Annotated in this window: 11 protein-coding genes; 1 reads left to right on the top strand and 10 read right to left on the bottom strand. The window is 77.1% G+C overall.

Annotation, left to right across the window (positions count from 1 at the left end; translation table 11 throughout):
- Positions 1–45: 45 nt before the first annotated feature.
- Positions 46–2,364, bottom strand: coding sequence for a hypothetical protein (locus ACFVHV_RS40340; RefSeq protein ID WP_380358411.1), 2,319 nt, complete (start codon positions 2,362–2,364; stop codon positions 46–48).
- Between the two features lie 419 nt (positions 2,365–2,783).
- Between ACFVHV_RS40340 and ACFVHV_RS40345 the strand changes: the two genes are divergently transcribed.
- Complete coding sequence (locus tag ACFVHV_RS40345; protein ID WP_359913776.1) at positions 2,784–3,377, top strand: hypothetical protein; 594 nt, start codon at positions 2,784–2,786, stop codon at positions 3,375–3,377.
- 193 nt (positions 3,378–3,570) lie between these two features.
- Here the strand turns inward: ACFVHV_RS40345 and ACFVHV_RS40350 are convergent, their stop codons facing one another.
- The 9 genes from ACFVHV_RS40350 to ACFVHV_RS40390 all read right to left on the bottom strand — a co-directional run.
- Positions 3,571–7,587, bottom strand: a complete 4,017-nt coding sequence (locus ACFVHV_RS40350; protein ID WP_380358414.1) for a LysM peptidoglycan-binding domain-containing protein — start codon at positions 7,585–7,587, stop codon at positions 3,571–3,573.
- Entirely contained in the window at positions 7,587–8,036 is a 450-nt protein-coding gene (locus ACFVHV_RS40355) for a hypothetical protein (protein ID WP_359913782.1), read from the bottom strand. The genes ACFVHV_RS40350 and ACFVHV_RS40355 overlap by 1 nt, the downstream gene beginning before the upstream one ends.
- Before the next feature lie 160 nt (positions 8,037–8,196).
- A complete protein-coding gene (locus ACFVHV_RS40360) occupies positions 8,197–8,688 on the bottom strand; it encodes a TadE/TadG family type IV pilus assembly protein (protein ID WP_359913784.1) in 492 nt (163 codons plus the stop codon).
- Positions 8,685–9,059, bottom strand: a complete 375-nt coding sequence (locus ACFVHV_RS40365; protein ID WP_359913787.1) for a TadE/TadG family type IV pilus assembly protein — start codon at positions 9,057–9,059, stop codon at positions 8,685–8,687. Before ACFVHV_RS40365 ends, ACFVHV_RS40360 begins: the two co-directional genes overlap by 4 nt.
- Before the next feature lie 38 nt (positions 9,060–9,097).
- Positions 9,098–9,388, bottom strand: coding sequence for a hypothetical protein (locus ACFVHV_RS40370; protein WP_359913790.1), 291 nt, complete (start codon positions 9,386–9,388; stop codon positions 9,098–9,100).
- 110 nt (positions 9,389–9,498) lie between these two features.
- Complete coding sequence (locus ACFVHV_RS40375; RefSeq protein ID WP_359913793.1) at positions 9,499–10,377, bottom strand: hypothetical protein; 879 nt, start codon at positions 10,375–10,377, stop codon at positions 9,499–9,501.
- Entirely contained in the window at positions 10,374–11,339 is a 966-nt protein-coding gene (locus ACFVHV_RS40380) for a type II secretion system F family protein (protein ID WP_359913795.1), read from the bottom strand. The genes ACFVHV_RS40375 and ACFVHV_RS40380 overlap by 4 nt, the downstream gene beginning before the upstream one ends.
- Positions 11,339–12,958 carry an ATPase, T2SS/T4P/T4SS family gene (locus ACFVHV_RS40385; RefSeq protein WP_359913798.1) on the bottom strand — a complete coding sequence of 540 codons (1,620 nt, stop codon included), beginning with the start codon at positions 12,956–12,958 and terminating at the stop codon, positions 11,339–11,341. Before ACFVHV_RS40385 ends, ACFVHV_RS40380 begins: the two co-directional genes overlap by 1 nt.
- On the bottom strand, positions 12,948–14,567 hold a 1,620-nt coding region (locus tag ACFVHV_RS40390; RefSeq protein WP_380358421.1), incomplete at its 5' end, for a hypothetical protein. The genes ACFVHV_RS40385 and ACFVHV_RS40390, both read right to left, overlap by 11 nt.

Here is a 14,567-nt window from a genome sequence, read left to right on the forward strand (position 1 = left end):
CAGCCCGCCGGTGGGCCTTCGGCGGGGAACGGCGGACGCCGGCTGTCAGCCAGTGGCGGCAGCGGCCAGCTGGGCGAGGTAGCGCTCGGCGGCACGGAGCTTGCGGCCGTCGGGGCCCGGGAGGTGGGCACGCAGTTCGATGATCTCCGGGGCGATCCGAATGGCCTCCGCGCGGTCCGTGATCGCACGCCAGCAGGCCTCGGCGTTGGTGGCCGCCCGCTGGGTCTCCGGATGGTCCGGCCCCTGGGAACGGAGCAGCGTCAGGGCCACCTCGCGGTAGATCTCCGCGGCCTCGGCCGACCGGCCCGCGAGCCGGCAGACGTGCGCCCGGACCTGCCGGACCTGCAGCACCGGCTCGGAGACGGCACCGTGCTCGGCGATCGCCTCCAGTTCGAGGGCGAAGGCCAGGTCGGTGGCGGCGGCGTGGTCCCCGGCGTCGGCGCTGCGGACGATCCGTCCGATGACCTCGCGGTAGTCCGCCCGGGGCGGCCTGGCCGCAGCGGCCTCGTCGGCCGACGCTTCGGCAGCGGTGCCGGCCGGGCTGTCGGTCGGACTGTCGGTCGGGGCGTCGGCCCGGGCGGGCGGCGCGTCGGCGGGAGCTTCGCCGGCCGGCCCCTCGACGCCCGGTCCATCGACGCCCGGTCCCTCATCTGCCGGGCCGTCGTCGACCGGTCCATCGCCCTGCGGCACGGCGTCGACCGGTGCCTCGTCAGCGGGCCGCTCGTCGGCCGGAACGGCGTCAGCAGGCTCCTCCGCCGTCGGCGCCTCGTCGGCCGGAACGGCGTCGGCGGGAGCCTCCTCGGCGGGCGCCTCCTCCGCCCCCGCGGGAGCCTCCGGGACGGCGTCCCCGGGCTGCTCCGTGACCGCGGGGGCCTCTTCGGCCCCGGGCCCCTCCGCAGCCTCGGACTCCTCCGCGACGGCCTCCCCGGTCGCGTCCCCGCCGGCCGCTCCGGCCGTCTCCGCCGTCGTCTCCCCCGTCGTCTCCCCCGTCGTCTCCGCAGCCGTCCCCTCGACCGCCTCCGCCGCGGTCTCGGAGGCCACCACGGCTTCCTCCTGCGGGAGTTCGGGCTCGGCGACCGCGACGTCCGCGGGCTCCGGCCGGGGCTTGAGGAGCGTGACGCCCGCCGGGGGCGTGCTGTCCTCGGGCACGGCGTCGGCCGGGGCGGGCTTGCGCAGGGTCACGCCCGGCGCCTCGGCCGTTCCGCCCGCCTTCAGCAGGCTCACCGGGCGGGCCGGCCGCGGCGGAGTGGGCGGGACGCCCGGCTTGACCAGGCTGACCGGACCACCCGCGGTCGCCGGGGAGCCGACGGCCGCGGTCGACGGCTCGGACAGCGCGGCCGGTACCGGCGACGGCCACCCCGGGACGGCGTCCCGCGGTTCCGTCGGACGCGGCAGCGGCGGCGCCAGGGGCGGCGGCAGGTCGGAGAGCGCCACGCCGGCGGCCGGCACCGGCGGCACGTCGGCCGGCAGGCCCTCGCCGCGACGGGCGGTGTTGCGGAAGAACGGCCGGTCCGGGGCGTGGGTGGCCAGGACGATCACGTCCGGCCGCAGCACCGAGTACACCTGCTGCCGCAGCTGCTCGGGCGCGAGCACCTCGCCCGCGCCGGGCCGTCCGCCGTGCAGCGCCTCGATCAGCGCGCGGGTGAAGGTGCCGATCTGCTCCGGGTCCGGGCTGACCACCGCCCACAGCGGGATGCCCTCGCTGAGCGGGGAGACGGTGCCCTGGAGGTACGGCCAGGCGTTCTGGTCGGCACTCAGGTCGGCGATGACGAGGGTCTGCCACTCCGCCGGACGGTGGCTCAGCTCGGCGGCGACGGACTGCCAGGGGAGGCCGTCCTGCTTGGCGTCGCGCAGGGTCAGCTGGAGCTGCCCGCCGCGCTTGTCGGCGACGATGTGGCCGCCCAGGTGGACCAGCAGCGGTCCCGGGTGGCGGGAGGCGGCGCGCAGGTGGGCGAGGACGGTGTGCGGGTCACCGGCGCCGGGGAGGTGGACGGCGTCCACCGCGTCCGCCGCGAGCAGCACCTGCGGCGAGACGGCGGCGAGCATCGCCGAGAGCACCGGCGCCTGGGCCGGTCCGCCACGGCCCCAGGTCCGGCGGCCGGAGTTGCCGTACCCGCCCTCGATCACCAGGATCCGCCCGCGCGGCGCGGCACCGAGGCCACCCGCACCGATGCCGCCCGCGCCGAGCCCGCCCGCACCACCGACGGTGGCCGGCGTCGCGCTCTGGACCGGGAACGGCGGCGGGGTCGCCGAGGAGGCGAACCCGGCGGTGGGCAGGCCGGTGAGGGTCCACCCGGTGGGCGGAACGGGTGGTGCGGTCGGGGGCGCGGGCGGCGGCATGGGCGCCTGTCCGACCGGCTGCACGCCCCCCTGCACGCCTCCCTGCGTGCCCGCCCCGGAAGCAGGTGCGGCCCCCGGAGGAACACCCGGTACGGAAGCGGCGACCGGAACGGGGGCAGGGGCGGCCAGGGGCGGCGGCGGCTCGTACAGCGCTGCGGGGCCGGGCGGGTGCTCCTCGGCCGGGAGGCGCGGGGGCGGCGGTACGGCGTCCCAGGGCCCCGAGCCGCCGGCCGGGTCGGGACCTCCGGAAACCGCTGTCGTCTCCGCCATCTCCTGGTCACCGCCCCGCCCCGCCGCTCCCGCGGCGTCTGATGCCCTCGCCTGCATGGTGCCTGCCACCACACTCCGTGCGCGCCACCCTACGAGATCCCGGCTCACCCGTTCCAGGCCGGGTGGCCGATCGGCGCACCACACCACCCGCGCCGCCCCGCTAAGGTGCCGTCATGGTCGATGCCGATCGCCCCTTGCTCTTCCTCGACGTGGACGGCCCGCTGATCCCCTTCGGCGACCCTCCCCCCGGTGGCTACCCCACCTACCGCAGCCCGTACGTCCCGCCCGGCACGGCGATGGGCGGGAATCCGCTGATCGCCCGCGTGAACCCGGAGTTGGGGCCGCGGCTGCTGAGCCTGCCGGGCGAACCGGTGTGGGCCACCACCTGGCTGGAGGACGCCAACGAGTGCCTCGCGCCCTGGCTCGGCCTGCCCCGACTCCCCGTCGTGGACTGGCCGGTGGACGACACGGGTGCCATGGACGCCCCGGACGCCCCGGACACCTTGGACGCCCCTGCGACGACGGACCGGCCGGACATCACGAACTGGCCGGACGGGCCCGACGGCCTGCACTGGAAGACCCGTGCGCTGGTCGCATGGGCGGACGGGCGGCCGTTCGCCTGGGTGGACGACGAGATCACCGAGCCCGACCGCCGCTGGGTCGCCGCCCACTCCCCCGCCCGCGCCCTGCTCCACCGGGTGGATCCCCGACGCGGACTCACCGAGGCGGACTTCACCGCCCTGGACGCCTGGCTGCGGGCGGTCTGACCGGCCACCGGCCCGCCGATCCCCCGGTCCTCCGGGCCGCCGATCCACCGATCGGCCCACCGGTCGGCCCACCGATCGATCCGCCGGCCGCATCCGTACCGAATGTCCACACGACCGTCACATCCGCCGTCGGCCCGTCAACACGACTGCCCGGCCACCCCCGTGGGAGTGGCCGGGCAGTCGGCGATCCACCTCAGGACCCCGCGAGCAGGTCCCGCAGCAGGGCGACGGTGTCGGCGTCCAGGTCCCGGCCGGTCCGGCGGCTGAGCGCGTCCAACCGGTTGACGGCGCGCAGGAGTTGGTCGCGGGCGCCGGCCGAGGCGTAGGCGTAGAAGAGGTCCCGGTGCAGCAGTTCGACGTCCGGGGCGACGGCGAGGCCGCGGAAGACGGCGGCCTCGGCGCTGCGGTGGTCGCCGTACTGCAGACGCCGGGCGGCCAGTTCGTGGGCCGTGTCGACGATCGCCGCGATCATGTCCTGCCGCTCGGCCTCGGCCCAGCCGTACGAGGCCGGCGGGGCCTCGGCGAACGGCGCCCCGCGGACCAGGGCCAGGGCGTGGGCGAGGGCCGCGTCGGCGGTGGCACTGGTGCTGCGCATGCCGCGCCGGTAGAGGCCGCGGAACTCGTCCCAGTCGCAGGTGACCGCCGGGGCGAAGGAGTACCCCTCGGTGCCCTCGGTGGGCAGGAAGGCGCGGCCCTCCGGGGAGGTGCCGAACCAGGCTGCCAGGTCGCCGAGTTTGGCCACCACCGGGCTCTTGGCGTCGGCCGCGGTGGGGTGCGGGTCGAGGTGCGCCGCGCCGGGGTGCAGATCGTGGTCGAGCGCGTGGCGGTCCGACCCCGGACGCAGCGCCAGGTAGACGGCCAGCTCGGTGAGCCGGGGCAGCGCGCCGGGGACGGCGGTGCCGAGGACCCCCGCGACGTCCACCGGGCCGAGCAGCCGGATCCGGGGGGCGTTGCGGGCGGCGTGCGCCTCCGGGGAGCGGAGGATGGCGAGCAGGTCGTCGCTGTCGCTGCGCCCGGGGGTGGTCCGGGCGACCGGGGCGACGGCGGCGGGGCCCGGTTCGACGGCGGGCTCGAACTCCCCCGTACCGGCGGGGTCCGCGGTCCCGACCGTGTCGGTGGTCCCGACCGTCCCGGCGGTCCCGGCCGGACCGGTCCCGGCGGCGACGGCGGGCACCGCGGCGGACGCGGCCGACGGCGCCGACTCCTCGGCCCGCTCCGGCGCGGTCGGCTCCGGCGTCCCCGGCTCCGCCACCACGGGAGGCGACACCACGGACTGCGGAACGACGGACTGCGGGACGACGGGCTTCGGGACGACCGGCTGGACGGCGAGCACGACCGTCGCCGTGGACTCCGAGGAGGTGTCCCCCGACTCGTCCGCCCCCTCGCCCTCCGGCAGGCCCGGGCGCCGCAGGTCCCGGGTGGTCTCGTCGGTGGCCGCCTGCCTCCCCTGCCCGTTGACGACGAACCGCGCCGGACCGGCCGGAACCGGCGCTGGGGCCGGAGCCGGGACCGCGGCCGAAGCCGCGGGCGGCAGGGCGGCGGGCCCCGGAGCGGGCGTCACCGGATCGGTGCCCGCGAACGGGCTGGCCCCGGTGCCGATGACCCGGGCGAGCAGCCGCGGACCGGCGGCCGCGTCCGCGCCCTCCTCCGCCCCGACGGCCGAGGCACCACCGGCCGAGGCCCCGCCGACCGACAACCCACCGACGGAAGCCCCGCCGGCCGAAGCCCCGCCGACCGAGGCCCCGACGGCGGCCAGCACCGGTACGGCGGCCGGCAGTTCGGCGGTGTCGGGGTCGTCCTCCGGCCCGTCCAGGGTCCAGGCCGGGGCCGGGTGCTGGGTGGAGTCGTCGGCGGCCCGGAGCAGCTCGGCGACCTGGTCGTACTGGTGGCCGCTGAGCCGCTGGAGCTCGACCGTGAGGTGCAGGCCCGGGATCGCGGCCTGCCCGGAGGTCGGCAGGGTCCAGCGGGCGACCGGGCCGGTGCCGCGCTCGGGGGCGCGGGTGATGACGGCGACGCAGGTGCGCGGGCGGGCGTCGAGCAGGCGTCCGAGCTCGGCCGGGACGTCCCCGCCGGGCTGGTGGGCGCAGAGCACGATCTCGGGCGTCCAGGACTCGTCGGCCTGGCCCCGGCTGCGGGCCTCGCGCGGGCTGGTGGCCTCGGCGGCGACCAGGGTGGCGCGGGCCTTGGCGGTGCGCGGGCCGAGGGCGGCGAGCGCGGCCTCCAGGGTGGGGTGGCGGTGCACCCGTTCGGCGGCCGGTCCGCTGATCGGCAGTTCCTCGGCGAGGTCCACCAGGTGCAGGTGGAGCCGGTCGGCCAGCGGGCTGTGGGCCAGTTCGACGGCGAGGGTGCGCAGCACGTCCCGGGCGTCGTCCGGGTGGCCGGACAGGTGGAGCAGCCGGACGGCCTCCAGGTCGGCGAGGACCACCGAGCCGTCCGGCGAGGTGCCGAGGGTGACCAGCGCGGGGTACGGCGCGGCGGTCCGCCGGGCCTGGCCGGGGCTGAGCAGGTCGCCCGAGTCGGCGCTGCACCACCACACGTTGGCGGCGTGCGCGGCGCGGAAGGGCGCGATCGGGGTGGCCGGGCCGGACAGGTGCAGCTCGATGGTCTGGCCCTGGGTGATCCGGGCGGCGACGATGGCGGGCAGCCGCTTGCCGCCGCGCACGGTGTTGCGGGCCATGGTGCGCAGGGCGCGGTCCAGCAGTTCCAGTCCGGCCTGGTCCTGCCGGGCCATCAGCTCGTTCTCGAAGGCGGCGGCCTCGGCGTCGGGCATCGCGATGCGGTGCCGGGGGCGGCGGGCGCGCTGCTGGCCGCCGCGCTTGTGGGCGACGGCGCCGACCATGATGGCGGCGAGCAGGACGCCGACGGTGGAGGCCGAGAGCGCGACGGTGTAGTCGTCGCTGGGGGCCGGGTCGGCGTGCGCGGCGGGGGCGGGCGCGTGGGCCGGTGCGTGCGTGGGCGCGGGCGCGGGGGCCGACTGCGGCGTGCCCTGCGAGGGTGCGCCCTGCGCCGGAGCGGGTGCCGGGGCCTGGTCGGCAGGAGCCGGTGCGGGCGCCGGCGCCGGCGCGGCACCGCCGGCGCCCGGCACCGTGAGCACCATCCCCGGCACGACCACGTCCGGGTTCGTCAGCTGCTCCCCGTCCGGGGCCTGCGCCCCCTTGTTCGCCTCGAACAGCTTCGGCCACTGCTCCCCGTCCCCCAGCTCCCGCTGGGCGATGGCCGACAGGCTGTCCCCGGCCTGGACGGTGACGGTCCGCTGCCCACCGGATCCGCCCGCACCACCGGCGCCACCGGGCCCCCCGGACTCCGTCCCGGACTGCGGGACGTTCTGCGGGGCACCCTGCGCCGGGGCCTGGTCGGCGGGAGCCGGCGCGGGGGCCGGAGCCGGTGTCCTCGCCTCGTCCGGCTTGGCGTCCGCCGGCATCAGCAGTTCCCAGCCGGGCTGGATCGGCCGTTCGGCGTCGAAGCGGACGCCCGAATCGCCCATCGCCCGGCCCTCGTTGAGCTTGGCGATCTCCATCCACCGCTCGCCCGAGCCCAGTTGGCGCTCGGCGATGGACCACAGGCTGTCGGCCGGGCGGGCGTCGCGCACCGTGTAGGTGCTCTGCTGTTCGGCGGCCGGGGTCGGGGCCGGTGCGGCCTGCGCGGCGGGCAGTGCGGCGCGCTGCACGCCCGGCGTCAACTGCGCCTGGACGACCGGGCCGTGGGCGGCGTCGGGGACGGCCGCGAAGGCCGAGCCGGCCACCGGCAGCAGGGCGAGCACCGAACCGACCAGTCCGGCCGCGATCCGCTGGCTCCAGCCGAAGGCCGGGATGCGGCGGGCGATCCGGCCGCGCAACTGGGCGGGGATCTCCAGCAGGACGGAGAGCGCGAAGCAGGCCCAGGCGAGCCAGCCGACCACCACCAGCGCCCACAGGAACAGGCTTCCGTCGTCCGGGCTGGTGAGCGCCTCGCCCACCCCGCCGGAGGCGACCTCGCCCATCCCGGCGACCGCCTGGGTGCCGTACAGCAGCAGTGCGGGGACGCCCAACAGCAGGGCGAGCAGGGTGACCAGCGCGCCGAGCGCGGTGATCACGGCACGGCCGCGCCCGCGGGGTGGTCGGGGCGCCGGGGCGGCGGGCCTTCGGGCGCCGCCGGCGCGATGGGACGTCCCGGCCCGGCCGTTGCGGGCCTGGGCGGTACGGGCCTGGTCCTTGGCACGTGGCGCGGCCATCAGTCGGTCTCCGCTTTCTCGACTCCGTGGACGAGGGTCGCACTGCCCTTGCCCGTTACCTTCCGTTGCCCGAGGGCGCCCAGCAGGACCGGGCGGTAGTCGGCCTGCACGGTGACGGTGACGACCTTGCCGTCACCGGAGAACTCGATGTCGCCCGCGTGCAGGCCGTACAGGCGCAGATAGGCGTCAGCGGCGTCCCGGACGTAATTCTCCTGGACCTTGAAGCCCTTGCCCTGCAGGACGGCCGCCCGGTCGAGCTGCTGGCCGCCGACCCGCGCGGCCTCCAGGGCGTAGGCGTCGGTCCGCTCGGCGACCCGCAGCCGGCCGCCGGCGTCGATCACCAGGGCGATGACGAGCACGACGTAGGCCGCGCAGATCGCCACGAAGAGGGCCACCGCGCCCCGGTCGGACCGGCGCGCCGACAGCCGTCGCCGCAGACGGCTCACCACTCCCGTCCCCTCCCCCCACTTCGCACGCTGTTCTCCCCACCGGCCCCCACCGGGCGCCACTCGGTACCGCTGTGTCATCCCCCGGGCGCTCTCCGCTTGCGTCTCCCCCGCACGGGCCGTCTCCAATCCCCCGTCTTCCTGGCGACGGCGCCGCGCGCCGTCATGTGCCCCGGTAACGGTCCACCACCGAGGTGAACTCGCCGACGAGGTGCTTCGTCACGGGTACCCCGGACGGTCCGCCGAGCAGGTCGGCCAGTTCCACGTCGCAGATCACCGTGACGGTGACGGTCGTGGCCGGTCCGCCCGGCAGGTTCAACTCCCCCTTGCCGACCCGCACGTCCCCGTTGCGGCAGGACACGCCCTGCTGGCGCAGGGTCGCGAGGGCGGACTCCCTGGCCGGCTGGTCCATCCCGTCCACGCTGCGCTGCAGGGACGCGGTCCGGGCCCCGGCCCGGGCGGCGGCCTCCACGGTGCCGGCCGTGGTCTGCACCCGACCGGCGGCGATGGCCACCAGGACCAGCCCGACGACCCCCGGCACGACGATCGCCGCCTCGATCGCGATCCCGCCGCGGTCCCGCCTGCGCGGCCGCGACCAGAACCGCCGCCGCGGCGGCCGCCGCCACCCGCCGGGTGCCCGCGGTTCACTCCTCACGGCTTCACCGCCGGCGCCACGAAGCGCTCGCGCGGCGCCTCGGCGAACTGGGTGACGGTGGGCGCCCTGAGCCCGGGTATCAGCAGCGGCGGGGTCAGCTCCACGGTGACCCGGACGGTCTGGGCCGTGCTGCCGTCGGTCCGCACCACGTACCCGCGCACGCCCTGCCGGTCGAGGAAGTCGCGGGCCTGCCGCTGGGCCGCCTCGTTCTTCTCGCCGTCCGTCGCGCTGCTCTGCACCCGTCCGGCGTCCACACCCTCGCGGGCCGCGGTGAGCGCGACCTGCCGGTCGTACCAGAGCAACGCGGCCTGGACGACGAGCAGCAGGAGCAGCAGGACGACCGGGAAGACGATGGCGAGGCTCACGCTCATCGACCCCCGGTCGCCCCTGCGGCGGAGAGCAGGACGCATCACTGGGTGGCGCCGCCCGCGCCCGCGCCGCCCGGCATGTTCGGGTCCTGCTCGACCTTCTTGACGACCTTGTCCTTCAGCAGGTAGAGCGCCGTCGCCACGGCACCGGCGACGAAGACCAACGCGATGATGGCGAGGGCGAGTTCGATGCTGATCGCACCGCGGTCGCCGCGCGCCCGGGCGGCCCGCAGCCGGCCTAGCCGCAGGGTGAACAGCATCAGTGCGAACTGGACCGGTAGCAGGGCGGGTCGCAGCACCCGGTCTGCCAGGTGGGCGAGTCGTGCGGTCATCGGGTTCTCCCGGGGATGTGGCGGTGTGGTGTGGTGGTGCCGGCTGCTCTGAACTGGCGGGTCGGGCTTGCGAGGTCCGGTCGGGGACGTTACCCGGCCGTGGAGCACGGTCAGTTGAGCATCTGGTGCAGGGCGGGAAAGACGATCAGGACGGTCATCAGCAGGGTCAGCGCGGCCCCGGGCGCGACCATCCGTTCGCTGTCGGCGTTCGCCCGGGCGAGGTCCTCGGCGAGCAGTTCTCCGCGCAGGCCCTTGGCGCGGGCCCGCAGGGTGTCGTAGACGGCGGCGCCGTCGGTGCCGGACAGCCGCATGATGTCGGCCACGTCCTGGAGCGGGCTGAGCCCCAGTTCCTCGGCCAGCGCGTCGAGTCCGGCCCACGGCGGGAGCCGGTCGGTGGCCGCGCGCTCCAGGGCGTCGCGGATCCGCCGGAACACCGTGCCCTGCCCGACCGCGGCGGCCCGGCGCAGCGCCTCGGCGGGGCCGCAGTCGGCGGCCCGCTCCATCGCGACGAGTTCCAGGTAGGCGGCGATGCCGTGCAGGTACTCGGTGCGCGCCTCCTTGGCCTCGCCGCGCACCACGGCGTCCGGGACGAACCAGAGCAGCCCGGCCAGCAGCGGCCCGGCGACCAGCGGCAGCGCGAACGGCAGGCCGGTGTCCATCAGCACGGCCATCGCCCCCAGGTAGGCGGGCAGCAGCAGGCCGAGCGCGGCGAACAGCAGCTTGTGCACCATGAACCGGGCCGGGGTGCGGCCGATCAGGGCGAGTTCACGGCGCGGTACGGAGACCCCGCGCAGGTGGACGGACCGCTCGCCGATCCGGTCGTACCAGCGGGGCCGCTCGTCCGGGTCCTGCTCGCGGTCGGCGGGGGTGGCGTGCAGCCGGTCCAGCGCCTGGCGCAGGTCCGGTGGCGCCGGCCGCAGTTCGGCGACCAGGAGGGCGAGGCCGCCGGCCGCGAAGGCGCCGGCCAGCACGGACCAGGGCGAGATCACCGGACCTCCCCGAGCTGCTCGGCCGGCTCCGGCGCGGCCGCCGGTGCGGCGGACCGGCGCCCGCTCCTGCTGCGCCGGTCCGGCGTCAGCAGCCGGGGCACCGGCGGGTGGGAGGCCAGCGCCCGCATCCAGGCGATGATCGCCACGAACAGGGCGGCGACCACGGCGAGCACCACCTGACCGAGGAAGGTCCCGTACGGCCGGGTGTACTCGGTGTTGAAGGAGCCGACGGTGACGACCAGCACGATGATGCCGACCAGCCAGCGGATGGTGGTCCGGTGCTTGGCCCGGTCCGCCTCGATGGCGCGGCGCTGGCGGACCTCCTCGCGCACCGAGTCGGCCATGTCGGAGAGCGTGCGGGCCAGGCCGGGGCCGCTGTCCCCGGCCCGCAGCACGAGCGCGGCGAGCACCTTGTCGGCGGTGGCGTCGGCGAGGCTGTCGGCGAAGGCGCGCAGCGCCTCCTCGGGCCGCCAGCGGGCCTGCAGCCGGGCGGCCAGCTCCCCGATCTCGTCCTCCAGGGCGGCCGGGGCGGTGCGGCGGCTGGTGACGATGGCCTGGTTGAGGCCGACGCCGAGCAGCAGCACGTCGGCGATCCGCTGGGTCCACTCGGAGAGCGCCTCCAGCCGCTCGATCCGGTGGGTGTCCGGACGGGTGGTGTCGAACAGCCAGGGCAGGCCGAAGACGGCCAGCGGCACCAGCAGCGCGGTCAGCGGGATGCCGGTGAACAGCCAGGCCAGCGGCGCGCCGGCGAGCGCGAGCGGCAGCTGGACGCGGCGCAGCCGCACCATCCGGTGCGCGGCCGTCCCGGGGGCGCCGTACCAGAACACGTGGATCCGGCCGGCCAGCGGGTTGGGCTCCCGCTCGGCCCCGTCCTCGGCGCCGGGCTCGCTGCCGCGGGCCCAGGCCACCAGGGCGACCAGGCCGCCCGCGACCGCCAGCCCGCAGAGGGCGAAGAGCAGCATCACCGCGCGCCACCGCCGATCCGCAGCTGGAGCGGGGTGGCCCAGCTCCCGTACCGGGAGCCGAGCAGCGAGGCGTCGAAGCCGGCCCGGCGCAGGTCGTCCAGGCACTGCGGCGGGGTGTGCGGGACGGCCCGCGGCTCGCCGAGGTCCGGCCGGGGGCCGAAGACGGTGTTCAGTGCGGGCCGGCCGCTCTCCCCGAGGCCGGTGACCTCCAGGACGTGGGAGACGAAGCGGTGCCGGCGGCCGCCGACGGCGGTCTCGTCGACCATGGTGACGTGCACGATGAGGTCCAGGGCGTTGGCGGTGAGCCGGTAGGCGAGCGAGTCGGTCATGTGCGAGCCGTACTCCAGGCAGAGTTCGGCGATGCGGTCGACGACCATGTGCGGGCCGCGGGCGTGCAGGGTGCACATCGAGCCGCCCTCGCCGTTGGTCATCACCCGCAGCATCGGGACGACCTCGCCGGAGCGGACCTCCCCGACGATGATCCGGGAGAGCGTCATGCGCAGCGCGGCCGGAATGAGGTCGCCGATGGTCAACTCCCCGGCCAGGCGCCCCTCGACGCGCTCGCCGTTGCCCTCGCGGGCCTCCATCGGGACGACCTGGCGCAGGTGGCCGAGGGTGTGCAGCCAGAGTTCGAACTCCGACTCCAGGGTGCCGATCCGCTCGTCCGGCGGGATCTCGGCGGCCATCGCGCGCAGCAGGCTGGTCTTGCCGACGCCCTGGGTACCGGTGATCATCACATTCTTCCGGGCCCGGATCGCGGAGGCCAGGAAGGCGGCCAGGGTGGCGTCCAGGGTACCGAGTTCGACCATCTCGGGCAGCGTCGCCGAGGCCACCCGGTGGCGCCGGATCGCGATGTACGGGCGGGGCGTCACCTCGGTGAGCGCCTGGAGGCGCATGCCGCCCTCCAGGCGCAGCGCGAGGGTCGGGCTGGCGGTGGAGAGGCTGCGCTCGCCGCCGCCGTGCTGGCGGGCCAGGTCCTGGAGCAGTTCGATGAGTTCGGCGTCGTTCTCGGCCACCGGCGGCACCTGGCGCAGGGGTTGGTGCACCTTGGAGACCCAGACGTCGTCGCAGCCGTTGATCAGGATGTTCTCGATCTCCGGGTCGTCCAGGTAGGGCTGGAGCCGGCCGGCCCGGAACAGCAGGTCGAAGACGGCCTCGGCGAGGGCCCGGTCCTGCTCGCGGGTGGGCGGGATGCCGTGGGTCTGCGCATAGGCGTCGGACCACCGGGCGACGGCCTCCTCGATCAGCGCCCGGCCGCGCTGGCGGCGGGTGGCGCGGTCCGGATCGGAGCCGGAGGCGGCGGTCAACCGGGTGATCTGCTGGTGCAGTTCGGCCGCGACCTGGCGCTTGAGCTCCCGGGCGACCTGCGGGTCGACGGCGGGCCGGGTGGCGGAACCGCGCAGGTCCAGCGAGGGCAGCTGGGAGGGCACGGCGGCGGGCCCGGCCGCGCCGGGCGGAACGGGCTGGGGCGCGACGGGCTGCGCCGGGGCGGGCTGGGGCGCGACCGGGCCCGGCCGGTACCCGTGCGGCGGGACGACCGGTCCGGGCGGCGGCGCGGCCCAGGGCAGCGCGGCCGGATCGGAGGCGGGACGCTGGTGCAGGGGGCTACCGCGCACGGAGCACCTCCCCGGGGTTGTTCGGGTACGGCCCGCCCGTGTCGTCCTGACGATTCGTCACCGCAGGCTGCTGGAGCGGGTACTGGTCTTCCGGTTCGCCGTACGGGGCGGACTGGACGTGCGCCGGGAAAGGTGCCGGCGCGGCCGGCTGCGGCGCCAGCCCGGCCAGCGGCGCCACCGGGCCGGTGGTGATCACCGGCGGGACGGGCTGCGGCGGGGCGTACGAGGGCTGCTCGCCCTCCGCCGTCCCGTAGCCGGACCGGCCGTGCACGGACCGGCCGTGGGCCGCCGTGCCGTACCCTCCCGGCGGGTACGGCGACGGGCCGTGGCCGCCCGTCCCGTATCCCGGCTGGGCGTACCCCGGCTGGACGTACCCCGGCTGCCCGTGGTCGGACTGGCCGCCCGTCCCGTACGCCGGCTGCCCGTACGGGCCCGGCGCGGACGCGGGCGGAGGAACCGGCCCCGTCCCGGACAACGGCCCCGCCCCGGACAACGGCACGGGCCCGGACGACGGCACGGGCCCGGCCCCGGGAACGGGCACGGACACCGACGGCTGCGGCGCCATCGGCACGGGCGGGGTCGGTATCGGCGGGGCCGGCACCGGAGCCGTCGGGACCGGCGGCATCGGCACCGCCGCCGCGACCGGGGCCGCCGCCGGGCCGCCCGCCGTCAGCCGGGCCGGCACCGCGTCCTGCGCCGCGCCCGGCGCGAGCCGCTGGCGCCGACGGCGGATCAGCAGCTGCACCTCGTCCGCCGCCGACCGCGCCGTGCGCATCAGCTCCGAGCGGATGAACCGCCGGTCGCCGGTGTCCCCGCCGTCGGAGAGCACCTTCGCCGTCCGGGTGGCGTGCGGCAGCACCCCGAGCACCGGCAGCCCGAGCTCGCGGGTCACCTCCGCCCTCGTGTACGGCCCCTCGGCGACCAGCAGCAGCCCGAGCGCGTCCGCGCCGGTGCCTGCGGTGGCCAGGTCCTCGGTCAGGGCGGCGAGCCGGGGCCGGACCGAGCTCAGCCCGCGCAGCGTGGTGCGCACCGTCGCCACCACCGCGTCGGCGCGGCGGGCGAGCACCGCGCTGTGGCCGGTGGCCCCGGAGCGGCCGAGGTCCACGATGACGTCGTAGCCCTGCCGTTCCACGCCGTGCAGCAGTTCGGCGAGCGGTTCCCAGGTGTAGGCGAGGCCGGGCGCCTGGGTGGGGTCGGTCAGCCCGGGCAGCAGCAGCCGTTCGGCGTTGCCCTCGGGCGAGAGGTCGATCAGCTGCTCCCAGATGGTCTGCGTGAGCAGTCCGCGCCGGTCGGCGACGGCCAGGTTGCGCAGCCCGTACACCGCCTCGACCCGGCCCTCCAGGGCGCCGGCGAGCACCGCGCCGCCGTCCGGGTCGGCCTCGACCAGCAGGATCCGCCGGCCGGGCGACAGCGGCCACGACAGCAGCAGCGCCAGGGCGGTGGTGGTCGCTCCCGGTGCGCCCGGGCCGCCGACCACCGCGATCACGGCCATCAGGCGCCGCCCGTCGCGGCCGGGGCCCCGGAGGCGGCGCCGCCGGGGCCCGGCGTGGTGGCCCCGGGCGCCGCGCCCCCGGGTGCGGTGGCGGCGGCCGAGGGCGCACCGCTCGGC

Origin of the sequence: Kitasatospora sp. NPDC127116 (genome assembly GCF_042677365.1) — a bacterium.
Lineage (GTDB): Bacteria > Actinomycetota > Actinomycetes > Streptomycetales > Streptomycetaceae > Kitasatospora > Kitasatospora lactacystinica.

Bases quoted from the DNA above. Each gene is read 5' to 3' on its own strand.
- ACFVHV_RS40345 (WP_359913776.1), top strand. From the start codon at position 2,784: ATGGTCGATGCCGATCGCCCCTTGCTCTTCCTCGACGTGGACGGCCCG.
- ACFVHV_RS40350 (WP_380358414.1), bottom strand. From the start codon at position 7,587: ATGGCCGCGCCACGTGCCAAGGACCAGGCCCGTACCGCCCAGGCCCGC.
- ACFVHV_RS40370 (WP_359913790.1), bottom strand. From the start codon at position 9,388: ATGACCGCACGACTCGCCCACCTGGCAGACCGGGTGCTGCGACCCGCC.
- ACFVHV_RS40365 (WP_359913787.1), bottom strand. From the start codon at position 9,059: ATGAGCGTGAGCCTCGCCATCGTCTTCCCGGTCGTCCTGCTGCTCCTG.
- ACFVHV_RS40380 (WP_359913795.1), bottom strand. From the start codon at position 11,339: ATGCTGCTCTTCGCCCTCTGCGGGCTGGCGGTCGCGGGCGGCCTGGTC.